Source organism: Sphingomonas sp. GW821-FHT09B04, from assembly GCF_059418285.1.
Genome location: NZ_JBWKPO010000004.1, coordinates 365,297 through 379,608, shown reverse-complemented (window position 1 = coordinate 379,608; position 14,312 = coordinate 365,297). Strand labels below are relative to the sequence as shown.

Genomic DNA, 14,312 nt, shown 5'->3' with positions numbered 1-14,312 from the left:
TTGACCGTTGCGATCAATCCTTGTTGGCGGTCTCAACCTCACGCATCGCATCGTCGATGCCCTTGAGCGCCGCAGCCCTCTGTGCCGGGGTCAGGTTATTCTGTTCTTCGATCGACCTGCGCGCGATTTTGAGCCCCAGCATCGCGTGGCGCTTGCCCATGTTTGCGCTGGCAATTGCAATCGAGCGGCTTTCCCGTGCGATCTCGGCGGCCTCGCGCGACGCTTCGGCGCGGGCAATCGCGGCGTCGCGCGACGCCATGCTACGGGCAATGGCTGCATGACGTGAGGCTTCCGCATGGGCCTGTGCCGCCTCGCGTGACGCTTCCGCGCGGGCTTGTGCCGCCTCGCGTGAGGCTTGGGCACGGTCAAGCGCGGCGTCGCGTGCCGCCATACCGCGGGCAACGGCGGCTTCGGTGCGCGCCTCGATCCGGTCGGTGCAGATGGTGATCGAGCGGCGCTTGCCATCGGTCCGCTCGAGCTTGACGTCGCCATCGTTGGGCGGGCCGCAACGCGCCGAGATCACGGTGGGCATGTCGGCCGGGATGCCGTCTCCGCTCACGACCCTGCCGTCGCGGATGACAATGCGCTTGTGCCCGGTCTGGACGGTGCTGATGTCGCCGTCCTGCGTGATGGTGATTTTCCCGTCCTTGTCGCGGGTGACGATACGGATCTTCTTCACCGGCGCGGGCGCTGCCATTGCCTCGGGTGCAGCCGGTGCTTCTGTGGCTGCTTCAGGTGCTGTGGGCGCCGCGGGCGGTTCCTGCAGGTCAACGCCGATCGCGTCGCCGACATCGGCGCGCAGGTTCGCCGCAGCCTGAGTGCCCGATGCGGTGAGCGCCAGGCCGGCAAGCGTCAGCGCCGCGGCGCCCGTCACGCCGGCGGTGATCCGCGTGCGCGACTTCCGGTTATGCTTGGAAAGCATCCTCAACCTCCCCTTGAGTTCGTTTATGGTGTGCAAATGGCAAGCCGCCGACACCGCACCCCCGTGCGCGGACTTGACGATGGCGCGGCCATAGGCGTGGCGCAGCGCCGGTGCGCGGCCCGAGAGCACCAGGGCGTCGCAGGCCATCTCCTGGTCGGCGCGGAAGGCGCGGAACGCCCGCCATGCGACCGGATTGAACCAGTGGAGCGCGAGCACGACCAGCGCGATCCAGTTGGCGATCAGGTCACCCCGCAAATGGTGCCCGAGCTCGTGGGCGAGCGCGAGGTTCCGCTCAAGCGGATCGTAGCGCTCGCTGAAATCGCGCGGAAAGGCGACGTATTTGCGCCAGATGCCGAAGGCGAGCGGGCCGGTGGCCGCATCGGTCTCGATCACGTGCACGCGCCCTTCGGCGACGGTACGCTCGATCTTCGCACGGCGCAGCAGCCGGGCGCAGAAGCGGCTATGCGCGATCAGGTGATAGGTGAGGAAGGCGAGGGCGCCGACGGCCCAGATCCCAACGATGATGGGCAGCCAGTCGATCGGCGCGGCTTCCATCGGAAGGGCGGTGGCAGGGGTGGTCGCCGTCGCCTGCGGGACGGTGATCGGGTCGACGATATAATAGATGACCTCGCTCGCCGCGGCGACCGGGGTCTCGGCACTTGCGCGCCAGCTTTCGGGAAGCGGTGGCAGTACGAGGCGCAGCACCGGCAATGCCCATAGCGCATAGGCGATGTTGGGGCCGAAATGGCGGCTCACCGGCTTGCGGATCGCAAGCACCAGCAGCATCAGCAGCGTCGTCGCGACGAAGGTCTCGATTACCCAGCAAGTCATTGAGGGGACGATCATTGCTTGATCTCCTTCAACAGCGCTTCGATTTCGGCGATGTCCTCGTCGGTGAGCGCGTCGCGCTCGGCGAGATGGGCGACCAGCGGCGTCAGCTTGCCGCCGAACAGCCGGTCGATCAGACGACGCGATTCGCCCTCCACATAATCGCCGCGCTCGACGAGCGGGCGGTAGAGGTAGCGGCGGCCGTCTTCTTCCGCGCCGATGGTATTCTTGGCGAGCAGCCGGCCGAGCAGCGTCTTGACCGTGTTGGCGCTCCAGCCGCGCGAAGGGGCCACCCGCTCGGCGACGTCGTTGGCGGTGAGCGGCGATTCATCCCACAGCACTTCCATGACGGCGTGCTCGGCATCGCTGATCCGTTCGGTCATCTCACTCCCCTTCGACTACGCCTGTAATCGTCTCGACCACATCTGTAGTCAATAGCCTGAACGCTATCTGAACGTATTCAGGGGCGAAACGAATGTCAGAGTGTCGAAACTTCTTACAGTTCGAGAACTGGTGAAATTCGGTTAACCACGAAAACGCCGGAATTCCGGGGGTTACCCATTCTGGCACGCGAGCTGCAACGTTCCCGGCACACCGCTGTTCACAAAGGCGCGTGTAACGCTTCAGGGGCGGGCAGTACCATACCGGGCTGCCCGCCTCGCCCGTTTTCAGGCCTTGTAGATTACCGGCAAACCGTCGCGGCGCTTGCGCCTGCGAAAGACCTTCGCGCTATCCTCTTCGAGTCGCTCCGCGGCACGCGCACGGGCGGCCGGATAGATCTCGTTGAACAGCCGGTCGAAGGTTCGGCGCCAGCCATAGGTCTCGACCGTCATCGCGCGGGCACGCGCGCCGACCAGTTGCGCGCCTTCGTTCCAGAGCTTGACGACATTCGCCGCCATCGCGCTGGTATCATCCACCGGGCCGAGCAGACCCAGGCCTTCGGGGACGCGATCGGGCATCGCGCCGCTGGCGACGCCGACGATCGGCAAACCGCATGCCTGCGCCTCCAGCACCGAGATGCCGAAGGTCTCATCCGCCATTGCCGACACATAGATGTCGGAGGAGGCGAGAGCACGGGCGAGCCCGATCCGGTCCTGTTCGAAGCCCGGAAAGGCGGTCGGCAGCCCCTGTGCCTCTCCGATAAGCCGCTCGCGCAGCTTGCCATCGCCCATCAGCACCATGGCCGCGCCGAGCTCGCCGGGTAGCTTGCGGAACATTGTGATCAGCCGGTCAGCGCGCTTCTCGTTGTCGATGCGGCCGGCATAGATCAGCAACGGTCCGTCGCCGGGCAGGCCGAGCGATGCGCGATAGCCGGCGTCACGCTTCGATGGCGCGAACATCGTCGTATCGACGCCCAGCGGCATCACGTCGGTCCGCGTGATCGTCTTGCGCGCCAGCGTCCGCTGCGCGTCCTCGCTCAGCGTGTAGACGCGGTCGAACTCGCGATAGGTGATCTCGGCATAGCCATAAGCGAGCATCCGCATGAAGCGTGCGGCGAGGTTGCCTGCTTGGGCCTGTACGACGCGATGGACATGCGCATTCGGAAAGTCGGTGCGGTAGCCTGCGACCAATGTCGTTTCCGGAAAGTCGCGGCGGTGCCGGATCGCGCTCCAGGGCAGCACCCACGGGCAGAGCGATTCGATGATGTCGGGCTGGTAGTGGGCGAGCAGATCGCGCACCGCATCGGTGCGCAGGATGAAGCGATAGTTCGGGCTGCCACGGACCGGCCCGGCGCCCACCTCGGCGAAGATATGCCGGCCGTTGATCGTCACCCTGTCTTCGGGGCCGGGAACGATCTGGAGCAGCTGGTGCGGGGTATGGTTGAGCACATAGTCGCGCTTTTCGCGAAGGTAGGTGCTGATTCCGCCGCCGCCCGCAGGCGAGTAACTTTGTGTCAGGTCACAAATCGTCAGGGACGCACTGTCCCTTGCCGCGGCGCCAGGCGCCGCAGCCAGAGGTTGTACGAACATGGTACGCTACCTTTACAAAACCGCGCAAAACACCGCGCGGTTGTTACGCGGCTGAAACGCCCTTCTCTTCAAGAAGTTGCGCCAGCTCGCCCGACTCGTACATCTCCATCATGATGTCCGAACCACCGATGAACTCGCCCTTCACATAGAGCTGGGGGATGGTTGGCCAGTCCGAGAATTCCTTGATTCCCTGACGCACGGCCTGATCCTGAAGCACGTCGACGCTTTCGAACGCGACACCCAGATGGTTGAGGATCGAGATCGCCCGGTTCGAGAAACCGCACTGCGGAAACAGCGGCGTTCCCTTCATGAACAGCAGCACGTCGTTGGCATCGACGATGCTCTGAATATGGGTTTGGGTTTCGTCGGTCATGTCACTCGCTCCGAGGTCATTCATTGTTCGCGGGCACGGCGGTGGTGAGCTGGAGGGCGTGGAGTACGCCCCCCATGCGCCCGCCGAGCGCCGCATAGACAGCCTGATGCTGCCGGATCCGGGGCATGCCCCGAAAGGTCTCGCTCACCACGCGGGCCGCATAGTGATCGCCGTCACCGGCCAGATCGGTGATCTCGACCCGGGCATCGGGGATGCCCTGACGGATCAGCGTCTCGATCTCTTCGGCCGCCATCGGCATATTACTTCGCCTCGATCAGCTGGCGGCGTGCCTCAACGGTCTGTGCCTCGATGGCCTGGCGAATTTCGGCCTCCTCGACCTCGATGCCGGCAGCGGTCAGGTCGCCGACCAGCTTGCGGATCACGTCCTCGTCGCCCGATTCCTCGAAATCGGCCTGCACCACCGCTTTTGCATAGGCGTCGGTCTCTTCGGGGGTCAGGCCCAGCTTCGCCGCTGCCCACTGGCCGAGCAGGCGGTTGCGCCGCGCGGTGATGCGGAACGCCATCTCCTCGTCCATCGCAAACTTCGCCTCAAATGCACGTTCACGATCGTCGAAGGTGGTCATCCCTAAAAATCCCTTGATTGTTCCGGTTGGCAGATAGGTTCGGTGCGGCGGCATGGCAACGGGTCGGCAGAATTCGTCATGTGCTTCGCCGGGGGCTTCGCGCGCGGGCGGCATCGGCTATAGCCGCGACGGTTTCCCGCCAAGGATGTGCGTATGACTTCGTTCCAGCTCGACGGTTTCGATCTCCCGGTGTTCGTCGCCGCAACGCTTGCCGAAGATGTGGGAGCGGGCGACGTTACCTCCGCTGCCGTGATTCCCGCGGACGCGGTGTTCACCGGGGTAATGGATAGCCGCGACGCAATTGTCGTTGCGGGGTTGCCGATCGCTGCGGCCTTCTTCCGCGCACTCGATCCGGCGGTAGAGATCGAACTGCTGGCGGACGAAGGCGATCGCGTCGCGACGGGCAGCGATCTGATGCGGCTGCGCGGTAATGCGCGTGCGCTGCTCACCGCCGAACGCGCGGCACTCAACACTGTCCAGCATCTGTCGGGAATCGCGACGATGACCCGCGGCTATGTCGACAAGATCGCCGGGACCGGCGCGACCCTGCTCGATACGCGCAAGACGATCCCGGGGCTTCGGCGACTGGAAAAATACGCGACGCGGATGGGCGGCGGGCAGAACCACCGCATGGGGCTGTGGGATGCCGCGATGATTAAAGACAATCACGTTGCGGTCGCCGGATCGGTGGGGGAGGCGGTGCGCCGTGCCGTTGCCGCCGGGATCGACCGGATCATCGTCGAGGTCGATCGTGTCGACCAGATCGAACCGGCGCTCGCTGCGGGGGCCACGCACCTGCTGCTCGATAATATGGATCCGCCGATGCTGCGCGGCGCTGTGACGCTGGTGGGCGGGCGCGTGCCGACCGAGGCATCGGGTGGCGTCCGGCTCGACACGATCCGCGCGATTGCCGAGACGGGGGTCACCTACATCAGCGTTGGACGACTTACCCAGTCCGCCCCCGCGGTCGATATCGGGCTGGACTTCGCACAGGCTTGAGCCGTAGCTGGTCGCGACAGGGGAGAGTTTACATGCGACCGCAATCGATCGTCCGTTTCGAGCAGGCCTATCTCGGAGCCACCCTGCTCTGGCTCGTGAATCTGGGAATCGGGTGGAAGACCCGCCTCGACACCGTCAACGCGAACCCTGCCTTCGCCGGCAACCCGCAAATGGCCCAACTGGCCGAGACGATGATGATCGGTACGACGGTCGCCATGCTCGTGTTGTGGCTGCTGCTCTGGTACTTTACTGCCCGCCGCGCGAGCGTGGTCGCGAAGTGGGCGCTGGTTGCATTATTCGGGCTTTCGGTGATCGGTCTCCCGTTTACGCTGCTGGCCTATCCGGTGGTCGGCGCACTCAGCACGGTCCTGAGCCTCGGCACCTTCGCGCTCACCGCTTGTGCAGTCTGGCTGCTGTTCCGGCCCGATGCGCAGGTCTGGTTCGCCGGCGAAGGTGCGCAGCCGGACACCGCCCCGTTCGAATGATCCGTCGGGCTGCGCTGTTCGCCTTCGCGCTGGCGGTGCCCGGCGTCGCGGCGGCGCAGGCCGACCGTTGCGTGGTGCCCGAGCAGCTGCCTGAGGCTTCGGAGCAAGTGGGACGCCCCGGCCCGCGCAGGGTTGTTCCCGTTGGCGGCTATACGCTGGCGCTCACCTGGAACCCCGGCTTCTGCCGCCAGTCAGCCAATCGCGGGCGTTTCCAGTGCGATCCCGGTAACCGTTTCGGCTTCGTCCTCCACGGTCTCTGGCCCGATGGGCAAGGCGCGAACTGGCCGCAATATTGCACCGCTGCCCCGCGCATCCCCGAGGCGGTGGTGCGGCGCAACCTCTGCGCGATGCCCTCGCCCGCGCTCCAGCGCTATCAATATGCCAAGCATGGTAGCTGCTCGGGTCTGCCGCCCGCAGCCTATTTCGACCGCGCGCGCGAAGCCTATGCCGCGATCCGCTATCCGGACATGGACGCGCTCTCGCGCCGTCCCAGCCTCAGCGCTGGACAGCTTGCCGCGGCGGTCGCGCGCGCCAATCCCGGGATGACCCCGGCGATGCTCCGCGTGCAGGCGGGCAGCGATCGCTGGCTCGATGAAGTCTGGGTATGTCTCGACACCCGGTTTCGCCCGCGCGCCTGTCCGATGCACCAGCGCGGCCTTCCGACTCACGCGCCGCTACGAATCTGGCGCGGACGCTAGCGGTCGATCGTCGCGGTGCCGGGGTGGTGCCGGTCGAGATGCCGCTTGATAATCTTGAGGTTGCGCGTGTTCGAGCGGAAGAAGAAGTCTGCTGCATCACCCACGCCGGGGACCAGCCCGATCAGCCAGTCGAACCCGACATTGCCCGCCATCCGCACCATCGCGCTCCTGGGCATCCCCAGGTTGCGCGCCTCCCAGATCATATAGGCGCCTAGCGCCGCCGCGACGAAATCACCGGCGACCGGGATCAGGCCGATCAGGGCGTCGAAGCCGACCGTCTGCCGCGTGCCCGGAACGGTGATGACCCGCTCGAGCAGCTTTTCCATCGTCTCGATCCGATATCGCACCGAAGCCGGATCGTTGCCGGTGTAAGACACCGTCTCGGGTCCCTGATCCATGCGCGTCGCTTCGGTCATCGGCTCGTCCTTCATTGCCCGGCCTCGCGCAAATGCGTGAGCGGGTGCCAGGCGCGGGCGTTGGGCTGGAAGGCGCGCAGCCGCACCGCGACCAGCGACCAGCGCAGCGGCTGTGCGATCGGGATATAGGCGGCCTCGGCGGTCAGCGCCATGTCGGCATCCGCGATCCGCTGCGCGCGCTCGGTCAGGGTCGGGGCGTCACGCGCCGCTTCGATCGCCGCAGTCAAAGGCGCGCTGCACACGCGGCACGCGGTAACGAGGTACCAGCGGCCGCTGTCATAGGGCGCGACTGCGTCGATCAGCCGCAGGTCGGCGTCGGCGCTCTCTGCCACCCGGACCGGCTTCAGCCCCATGTCGATCAGGTCACGTCCGATCCGGCTCCACACCAATGTCGCGCCGGGGTCGCCCGGCAGCGCGACGCGGATCGCGAGCGAGGCGCCGGGATTGGCGGCGCGCCAGGCGGCGACACGGTTGCGCGCGGTCGCCTTGCGGGCGTCGAGCGGCAGTACGGACCATTCAGGAGCCGCCGGATCGGCCGCTGAATCGAGTTTGCCGGGCAGCAGCGTGTCGACCGACTGCCATTCGGGGCGGAACAAGGCGGTCAATGCGACCCGATCGATCGCCATGGCCAGCGCGGCGCGGTTATCCGCCTTGGCCAGAAACCCCTCGCGCGAGACCACGGCGAGGCCGAACAGACCTGCCGCAGGGTCGACCGTGATGTTCGTCGGTGCGATTTCGGCGGGTGCGAGCAGCGGCCAGTCGCGATAGGTGCCGCCGAGCACCAGATCGGACTCGCGCGCGGCAAAGCGCACGATCGCCTTCGCCGCCCGTTCGCCGCGCAGCCGGACATCGTCTGCCGGATCGGGTTCTTCCGGGGCCTCATCCGCATGAGTCGGATCGAAGCCGGGACGGAGCAGTACGGGACCGGAGCCCGGCACGACGCGGAAGGGCCCCGAGCCCGCAAGTGCGGGACGGCGCAGGATCGCGAGCTCGGGCTGGGCGAACAGCTTGAGCAGATCGGGGCGGGGGCGTTTCAGGCGCACCTCGACGATCTGCGGGGTCATCTCGACCACCTCGTCGATCACCGCGACAAATGGGGCGATGGCGATTCGGCTGCGCGGCTCGATTGCACGATTGAGGCTGCGCACGACATCGGCGGCAGTGATCTGCTTGCCATCGGGCCATTCGGCTGCGCGAAGGCGAAAGATGTAGCTGCGGCCGCCATCGGTGACGATCCAGCGTTCGGCCAGCCCCGGCTCGATGCCGCCGCTCGCGTCGAAGCGAACCAGCCCCTGCGCCGTGGAATCGAGCATCAGGCGGTTGGTGAGATCAAGGTCGCTGCGCGCCGGATCGGCGAGCTTCGCGTCGCCTCCGATTGCGCTCACCACCACCGCGACATCGTCGGGCCGCGTGTCGCACCCACCCACAAACAATGCCAGCGCGGCGGCGAAGGGCAGGGCGGAACGGAACATGCCCCGGTGTATGAAGACGGGGCGGGGAATCCAACCCCGCCCCGTCATCCTCTCCGTCCTTTTTGCAGGACTTATTCGCGGAACTTAGTTCTTTTCTTTGTCCACCAGCTGGTTCGCTTTGATCCACGGCATCATCGCGCGCAGCTCGGCGCCCGTCTTCTCGATCGGGTGAGCGGCGGCTGCCTTGCGGCTCGCCTTCAGCTCGGGCTGGCCGGCGCGGTTGTCGAGGACGAAGTCCTTGACGAAGCGGCCCGACTGGATGTCGGCGAGCACGCGCTTCATCTCGGCCTTGGTCTCGTCGGTGATGATGCGCGGGCCGGTCTTGATGTCACCATATTCGGCGGTGTTCGAGATCGAATAGCGCATGTTGGCGATGCCGCCTTCATAGAGCAGATCGACGATCAGCTTGGTCTCGTGGAGGCACTCGAAATAGGCCATTTCGGGGGCGTAGCCCGCCTCGACCAGCGTCTCGAACCCGGCCTGGATCAGGTGGGTGATGCCGCCGCACAGCACGGCCTGCTCGCCGAACAGGTCGGTCTCGCATTCCTCGCGGAAATTGGTCTCGATGATGCCCGAACGGCCGCCGCCGACGCCCGACGCATATGCCAGCGCGACGTCATGCGCGTTGCCCGATGCATCCTGATGGATCGCAACGAGACAGGGGACGCCGCCGCCGCGCACATATTCGCTGCGCACGGTATGGCCCGGACCCTTCGGCGCGATCATGATCACGTCGATATCCGCGGGCGGGTCGATCAGGCCGAAATGAACGTTGAGGCCATGGGCGAAGGCGAGTGCCGCGCCGGGCTTCATATTGCCCTTGAGATCGCTCTCCCAGATCGCCGCCTGATGCTCGTCGGGCGCCAGGATCATGACGATGTCGGCCCACTGCGCCGCTTCCTTGTTCGACAGCACCTTGAAGCCGGCGTCGATCGCCTTCTTCGCGGTCGCCGAACCTTCGCGCAGCGCGATCGCGACATCCTTGACGCCGCTGTCGCGCAGGTTCTGCGCATGGGCGTGGCCCTGCGAACCATAGCCGACGATGGCGATCTTCTTGCCCGTGATCAGGTTCAGGTCGGCATCACGATCGTAATAGACACGCATTTCGAAAATTCCCTTTCGTCATTCCCGCGCGAACGGCGTCATTCCGCCGCGCCATAATCGATCCGCCCCCGGATGGGGCGACAGTTAATCTGTAGAGCGGTCAGGCCGCCTCTTTGCCCCGCGAGATGGCCACGATGCCCGTCCGCGCGACCTCGATCAGGCCGACTTCGCCCATCAGCTCGATGAACTTGTCGATCTTCTCGGTCGAACCGGTCACCTCGAACACGAAGCTCGACGTGGTCGCATCCACTACGCGCGCACGATAGACATCGGCGAGCCGCAGCGCCTCGATCCGGTGATCACCGGTGCCGGCGACCTTCACCAGCGCCAGCTCGCGCTCGACATGGTCGCCCTCGGCGGTCAGGTCATGGACCTTGTGCACCGGCACCAGCCGGTCGAGCTGCGCGACGATCTGTTCGAGCGTCGCGGGGCTCGCCGAGGTGACGATGGTAATCCGGCTCACCGCCTTGTCCGACGTGATCTCGGATACCGTCAGGCTCTCGATATTGTAGCCGCGCGCGGTGAACAGGCCTGCGATCCGGGCAAGAATACCCGGCTCGTTGTCGACGATCACGGCAAGTGTATGCCGTTCGGCTTTCTCTTCCTTGATGTGCATCAGGTGACTTTCTTCACCGCCTCGAGCCAGTCTTGCCACTGGGCGGGATCAATCGTGTTGACAGGGCTCGCGCTTGCGAACTGCATCGAGCCCAGCATGCTGGCGATCTGATCGTCCGATTCCAGACCGCGACGCCAGTACGCATCGATGAATTCGAACATCGCACGATAGGCATCGCCTACCGTAACCGTCGTGCTCTCATCCATCAGACCAGTGCCTTGGCTTCGTCGTCCATTTCGCCGGAAACTTCGGCGGACTGGAGCAGCATGTCTGTATGGGCGGCGCCCGACGGGATCATCGGGAAGCAGTTGGCGAGCTTCGCCACGCGGCAATCGACGATCACCGGCCCGTCATGCGCGAGCATTGCGGCGATGCCGTCGTCGAGCGCGTCGTTGCCCTCGATCCGGATTCCCTTCCAGCCATAGGCCTCGCCCAGCTTCACAAAGTCCGGCAATGCGTCGCTATAACTCTCGGAATAACGGCTGGAATAGGTCAGCTCCTGCCACTGACGGACCATCCCCATATACTCGTTGTTGAGGATGAAGATCTTGACCGGCAGACGATACTGAGTGGCTGTCGCCAGCTCCTGGATATTCATCTGGATGCTGGCTTCGCCGGCAATGTCGATCACCAGCGCGCCCGGATTGCCCAGCTGCGCTCCGATCGCTGCGGGCAGGCCATAGCCCATCGTGCCGAGACCGCCGCTCGTCAGCCACTTGTTGGGGCTTTCGAAGTGGAAATGCTGCGCGGCCCACATCTGGTGCTGCCCGACCTCAGTCGTGATGATCGGCGCCCGATCCTTGGTCGCCTCCCACAGCGCACGGATCGCGCGCTGGGGCATGATCTCGTTGCTGTCCTCGGGGAAGTCGAGGCACTTGACCGCACGCCAGCCCTCAATGCGCCGCCACCATTCGGACAGGTCGGGCTTGGGATGCTGCCGTGCCTTCCAGATGCGGATCATATCCTCGAGCGCATGCCCGACATCGGCGACGATCGGCAGATCGACGCGCACCGTCTTGTTCATCGACGACCGGTCGATATCGATATGGATCTTCCGCGCATGCGGGGCGAACGCATCCAGCCGCCCCGTCACGCGATCGTCGAACCGCGCGCCGATCGCGATGATCAGGTCGGCCTGATTCATCGCGTAATTGGCTTCGTAAGTGCCGTGCATGCCCAGCATACCCAGCCACTGATCGGAAGAAGCCGGGAAGGCGCCGAGGCCCATCAGCGTCGAGGTGACCGGTGCGCCGGTGATCTTCGCCAGTTCGCGCAACAGCTGCGACGCGCCCGGACCCGAGTTGATGACCCCGCCGCCGGTGTAGAAGACCGGACGCTCGGCCGCGGCCAGCATCTCGACCGCGGATTCGATCAGCGATTTGTCCGCCTTCACCTGCGGGCGATAGGTCTTGTGCTGGATCGGGCCGGACTTGGTGTAGCGCGCAGTGGCGATCTGGACGTCCTTGGGGATGTCGATCACCACCGGGCCGGGGCGGCCTGATGTGGCGATGTGAAACGCCTCGTGGATGACGCTGCCGAGCTGCGCCGGATCCTTCACCAGATAATTATGCTTGGTGCAGTGACGCGTGATGCCGACCGTGTCCGCCTCCTGGAAGGCGTCCGATCCGATCAGATGCGACGGCACCTGTCCGGTGATGACAACCATCGGGATCGAATCCATCAGCGCGTCGGTGATGCCGGTGACGGCATTGGTCGCACCGGGACCCGAGGTGACCAGCACCACGCCCGGCTTGCCGGTCGAGCGGGCATAGCCCTCCGCTGCGTGCGTTGCCGCCTGCTCATGGCGGACCAGAATGTGGCGAATCTTCTTCTGCTTGAAGATCGCGTCGTAAATGGGAAGTACGGCGCCTCCGGGATAGCCGAAGATGACTTCCACACCGAGGTCGCTCAACGCCTCGATCAGGATGTCTGCTCCGCTCTTCTCGGCCACTGGTCGTCTCCTCTGGTTTTTCCGCACTGCAATAGCAGTTGGGGAAGGGCGCTGCTATGCGTATTAAAACTACGTGTCAAGCATAAAGATTATAATAATCGTGCAAAATGATTGACTTGTTTGGTAATATCTGTCGATTCAGTCCGCGGCCAATGTCCGGGCGGCTGGTGCCGAAGCCAGGTATATTGCCGCTTGGCATATTGCCGGGTTGCCGCCTGCGCGCGTTGAAGCGCCGCCTCCCGGCTGAGCGAACCCTCTAGAAACGCTGCGATTTCTGCAACACCGATGGCACGGCGCACCGGCGCACTGGCGGCGATGTCGCTGCACTGCAGCAGGCTTTCGACCTCCTCGATTGCGCCGTCGTCGAACATCGCGCCTAGGCGACGATCGCAACGTTCCGCGAGCCAGGCGCGGTCGGGAAGCAGGATCAGCGGCGTAAGTTCGATCGCGTCGCCGATCCCGCCGACCCGCTCTGCTTGCCAGTCAGCGAGAGTCCGCCCCGTCGAACGCACGACCTCGAGCGCACGGGCAACGCGCGTCGTGTCGGCAGCGTTCAGCCGCTCCGCTGCGTCCGGGTCAGCCTGCCGGAGCAGGTCATGCGCCTCCGCCACCGGCAGCGCGCGCACCTCTGCGCGAACCGCCGGATCGATCTCGGGCACCGGCGCGATCCCGTCGAGCAGCGTGCGGATATACATGCCGGTGCCGCCCGCCAGCACCGGCAAGCTGCCGCGTGCATCCGCCGCCGCGATCTCGGCCTTAGCTTCCTCGGCCCAGCGCGCGGCGGAATAGTCCTCGATCCCCGCGACATGCCCAAACAGTCGGTGCGGCGCCTGCGCTTCTTCCCCGGGCGATGGCCGTGCGCTCAGCACCCGCAGCTCGGCATAGACCTGAGCCGAATCCGCATTGATCACCGTCCCGTCCGTGCGCTGCGCAAGCGCGATCGCCAATGCGGACTTGCCGCTGGCGGTCGGCCCTGCAATGAGCGCCACCCTTGGCTTGTGGGAGTGCGGCATGTTCATCGTTACGCTGATAGCAGCGGATCGGCTTGAGGCGGGCGTTATTTCCTCCGCACAGAGCAAGCTGCGCGATGCGGGTTGTGCACCGGCGGACGTAACCGAGCTTGAACCCGGCAAGGCAGTCGACCTCGCCTTTGCCGCGAACCCCGATCAGGCGCGTGCCACACTCGAAGGTGCGTTCGATCGTGTCGACATCGTCGTTCAACCCGTCAAAGGCCGCCGCAAGCGTCTGATCGTCGCCGACATGGACTCGACGATGATCACCGTCGAATGCATCGACGAACTTGCCGATTACGCCGGGATCAAGCCGCAGATTGCTGAAGTCACCGAAGCGGCGATGCGCGGAGAACTCGACTTCGCCGAAGCGCTCGACGCGCGCGTGGCGCTGCTCAAGGGCCTCGGCGCGGATGCGATCGACCGCTGCCTCGCTGAACGCGTCCAGCTGATGCCGGGTGCCCGCACGCTGGTGCAGACGATGAAGGCCAATGGCGCGACCGCGATCCTGGTCTCGGGCGGCTTCACCCGCTTTGCCGGGCCGGTGGGCGCGCAGATCGGTTTCGACCGGGTGATCGCCAATGAACTGCTGATCGAGGCCGATGCACTGACCGGCGCGGTCACCAAGCCGATCGTCGACTCAGGGACCAAGGAAACGACTCTGCTCGGCGCGATGGCTGAACTCGGTCTCGATACCGATGCGACGCTGGCAGTGGGCGATGGCGCCAACGATCTCGCGATGATCAGGAAGGCCGGCCTCGGCGTCGCCTATCACGCCAAGCCGATCGTCGCCGCGGCCGCAGGTGCGCGGATCGACCACAACGATCTGACGGCCTTGCTCTATGCGCAGGGCATCCCGCGCAGCGAGTGGGTGGCCTGAGCGC

Annotated in this window: 17 protein-coding genes; 4 read left to right on the top strand and 13 right to left on the bottom strand. The window is 65.4% G+C overall.

Annotation, left to right across the window (positions count from 1 at the left end):
- Positions 1–13: 13 nt before the first annotated feature.
- From AC07NK_RS14835 to AC07NK_RS14810, 6 genes are all read right to left on the bottom strand, one after another.
- The gene (locus tag AC07NK_RS14835) at positions 14–1,768 is read right to left on the bottom strand and encodes a M56 family metallopeptidase (RefSeq protein ID WP_495171369.1); all 1,755 of its coding nucleotides are present in this window, start codon (positions 1,766–1,768) and stop codon (positions 14–16) included.
- Positions 1,765–2,133: a BlaI/MecI/CopY family transcriptional regulator gene (locus AC07NK_RS14830; protein ID WP_495171368.1), complete on the bottom strand. Its 369-nt coding sequence runs from the start codon at positions 2,131–2,133 to the stop codon at positions 1,765–1,767. The genes AC07NK_RS14835 and AC07NK_RS14830 overlap by 4 nt, the downstream gene beginning before the upstream one ends.
- 285 nt (positions 2,134–2,418) lie before the next feature.
- The gene (locus tag AC07NK_RS14825) at positions 2,419–3,720 is read right to left on the bottom strand and encodes a glycosyltransferase (RefSeq protein ID WP_495171367.1); all 1,302 of its coding nucleotides are present in this window, start codon (positions 3,718–3,720) and stop codon (positions 2,419–2,421) included.
- Between the two features lie 43 nt (positions 3,721–3,763).
- Positions 3,764–4,093 (bottom strand): Grx4 family monothiol glutaredoxin, encoded by a 330-nt coding sequence (gene grxD / locus AC07NK_RS14820; protein WP_495171366.1) that lies wholly within the window; start codon positions 4,091–4,093, stop codon positions 3,764–3,766.
- A 16-nt stretch (positions 4,094–4,109) separates the two neighbouring features.
- On the bottom strand, positions 4,110–4,352 hold the full coding sequence (locus AC07NK_RS14815; protein ID WP_495162412.1) for a BolA family protein: 243 nt from the start codon (positions 4,350–4,352) through the stop codon (positions 4,110–4,112).
- A gap of 1 nt (position 4,353) precedes the next feature.
- Entirely contained in the window at positions 4,354–4,677 is a 324-nt protein-coding gene (locus AC07NK_RS14810) for a DUF1476 domain-containing protein (protein WP_495171365.1), read from the bottom strand.
- A gap of 153 nt (positions 4,678–4,830) precedes the next feature.
- On the opposite strand from AC07NK_RS14810, the gene nadC reads away from it, so the two are divergent.
- The 3 genes from nadC to AC07NK_RS14795 are packed head-to-tail and all read left to right on the top strand — an operon-like array spanning position 4,831 to position 6,859.
- On the top strand, positions 4,831–5,676 hold the full coding sequence (gene nadC, locus AC07NK_RS14805) for a carboxylating nicotinate-nucleotide diphosphorylase (protein WP_495171364.1): 846 nt from the start codon (positions 4,831–4,833) through the stop codon (positions 5,674–5,676).
- A gap of 32 nt (positions 5,677–5,708) precedes the next feature.
- The gene (locus tag AC07NK_RS14800; RefSeq protein WP_495171363.1) at positions 5,709–6,161 is read left to right on the top strand and encodes a hypothetical protein; all 453 of its coding nucleotides are present in this window, start codon (positions 5,709–5,711) and stop codon (positions 6,159–6,161) included.
- Positions 6,158–6,859 carry a ribonuclease T2 family protein gene (locus AC07NK_RS14795; RefSeq protein ID WP_495171362.1) on the top strand — a complete coding sequence of 234 codons (702 nt, stop codon included), beginning with the start codon at positions 6,158–6,160 and terminating at the stop codon, positions 6,857–6,859. The genes AC07NK_RS14800 and AC07NK_RS14795 overlap by 4 nt, the downstream gene beginning before the upstream one ends.
- Here AC07NK_RS14795 and AC07NK_RS14790 read toward each other — a convergent pair.
- The 7 genes from AC07NK_RS14790 to miaA form a co-directional block, all read right to left on the bottom strand.
- Positions 6,856–7,275, bottom strand: coding sequence for a DUF4112 domain-containing protein (locus AC07NK_RS14790; protein WP_495171361.1), 420 nt, complete (start codon positions 7,273–7,275; stop codon positions 6,856–6,858). The two genes, AC07NK_RS14795 and AC07NK_RS14790, sit on opposite strands and share 4 nt — an antisense overlap.
- Before the next feature lie 11 nt (positions 7,276–7,286).
- Positions 7,287–8,747, bottom strand: coding sequence for an ABC transporter substrate-binding protein (locus tag AC07NK_RS14785; protein WP_495171360.1), 1,461 nt, complete (start codon positions 8,745–8,747; stop codon positions 7,287–7,289).
- 84 nt (positions 8,748–8,831) lie between these two features.
- Positions 8,832–9,851: a ketol-acid reductoisomerase gene (gene ilvC, locus AC07NK_RS14780; protein ID WP_495171359.1), complete on the bottom strand. Its 1,020-nt coding sequence runs from the start codon at positions 9,849–9,851 to the stop codon at positions 8,832–8,834.
- A gap of 100 nt (positions 9,852–9,951) precedes the next feature.
- Positions 9,952–10,467 (bottom strand): acetolactate synthase small subunit, encoded by a 516-nt coding sequence (gene ilvN / locus AC07NK_RS14775; RefSeq protein WP_495171358.1) that lies wholly within the window; start codon positions 10,465–10,467, stop codon positions 9,952–9,954.
- A complete protein-coding gene (locus tag AC07NK_RS14770; RefSeq protein ID WP_495171357.1) occupies positions 10,467–10,673 on the bottom strand; it encodes a hypothetical protein in 207 nt (68 codons plus the stop codon). The genes ilvN and AC07NK_RS14770 overlap by 1 nt, the downstream gene beginning before the upstream one ends.
- Positions 10,673–12,418, bottom strand: coding sequence for an acetolactate synthase 3 large subunit (locus AC07NK_RS14765; RefSeq protein ID WP_495171356.1), 1,746 nt, complete (start codon positions 12,416–12,418; stop codon positions 10,673–10,675). The genes AC07NK_RS14770 and AC07NK_RS14765 overlap by 1 nt, the downstream gene beginning before the upstream one ends.
- Positions 12,419–12,507: 89 nt before the next feature.
- On the bottom strand, positions 12,508–13,431 hold the full coding sequence (gene miaA / locus AC07NK_RS14760) for a tRNA (adenosine(37)-N6)-dimethylallyltransferase MiaA (RefSeq protein ID WP_495171355.1): 924 nt from the start codon (positions 13,429–13,431) through the stop codon (positions 12,508–12,510).
- Between miaA and serB the strand changes: the two genes are divergently transcribed.
- Positions 13,430–14,308 carry a phosphoserine phosphatase SerB gene (gene serB / locus AC07NK_RS14755; protein WP_495171570.1) on the top strand — a complete coding sequence of 293 codons (879 nt, stop codon included), beginning with the start codon at positions 13,430–13,432 and terminating at the stop codon, positions 14,306–14,308. The genes miaA and serB overlap by 2 nt on opposite strands.
- The last annotated feature ends 4 nt before the right edge of the window (positions 14,309–14,312 follow it).

What these genes read in the sequence shown, in the direction of transcription:
- AC07NK_RS14790 (WP_495171361.1), bottom strand. Translation starts at nt 7,275, where the DNA reads ATGACCGAAGCGACGCGCATGGATCAGGGACCCGAGACGGTGTCTTAC.
- AC07NK_RS14800 (WP_495171363.1), top strand. Translation starts at nt 5,709, where the DNA reads ATGCGACCGCAATCGATCGTCCGTTTCGAGCAGGCCTATCTCGGAGCC.
- ilvC (WP_495171359.1), bottom strand. Translation starts at nt 9,851, where the DNA reads ATGCGTGTCTATTACGATCGTGATGCCGACCTGAACCTGATCACGGGC.
- AC07NK_RS14810 (WP_495171365.1), bottom strand. Translation starts at nt 4,677, where the DNA reads ATGACCACCTTCGACGATCGTGAACGTGCATTTGAGGCGAAGTTTGCG.
- AC07NK_RS14830 (WP_495171368.1), bottom strand. Translation starts at nt 2,133, where the DNA reads ATGACCGAACGGATCAGCGATGCCGAGCACGCCGTCATGGAAGTGCTG.
- AC07NK_RS14770 (WP_495171357.1), bottom strand. Translation starts at nt 10,673, where the DNA reads ATGGATGAGAGCACGACGGTTACGGTAGGCGATGCCTATCGTGCGATG.
- AC07NK_RS14835 (WP_495171369.1), bottom strand. Translation starts at nt 1,768, where the DNA reads ATGATCGTCCCCTCAATGACTTGCTGGGTAATCGAGACCTTCGTCGCG.
- nadC (WP_495171364.1), top strand. Translation starts at nt 4,831, where the DNA reads ATGACTTCGTTCCAGCTCGACGGTTTCGATCTCCCGGTGTTCGTCGCC.
- miaA (WP_495171355.1), bottom strand. Translation starts at nt 13,431, where the DNA reads ATGCCGCACTCCCACAAGCCAAGGGTGGCGCTCATTGCAGGGCCGACC.
- serB (WP_495171570.1), top strand. Translation starts at nt 13,430, where the DNA reads ATGTTCATCGTTACGCTGATAGCAGCGGATCGGCTTGAGGCGGGCGTT.
- grxD (WP_495171366.1), bottom strand. Translation starts at nt 4,093, where the DNA reads ATGACCGACGAAACCCAAACCCATATTCAGAGCATCGTCGATGCCAAC.
- AC07NK_RS14795 (WP_495171362.1), top strand. Translation starts at nt 6,158, where the DNA reads ATGATCCGTCGGGCTGCGCTGTTCGCCTTCGCGCTGGCGGTGCCCGGC.
- ilvN (WP_495171358.1), bottom strand. Translation starts at nt 10,467, where the DNA reads ATGCACATCAAGGAAGAGAAAGCCGAACGGCATACACTTGCCGTGATC.
- AC07NK_RS14825 (WP_495171367.1), bottom strand. Translation starts at nt 3,720, where the DNA reads ATGTTCGTACAACCTCTGGCTGCGGCGCCTGGCGCCGCGGCAAGGGAC.
- AC07NK_RS14785 (WP_495171360.1), bottom strand. Translation starts at nt 8,747, where the DNA reads ATGTTCCGTTCCGCCCTGCCCTTCGCCGCCGCGCTGGCATTGTTTGTG.
- AC07NK_RS14815 (WP_495162412.1), bottom strand. Translation starts at nt 4,352, where the DNA reads ATGCCGATGGCGGCCGAAGAGATCGAGACGCTGATCCGTCAGGGCATC.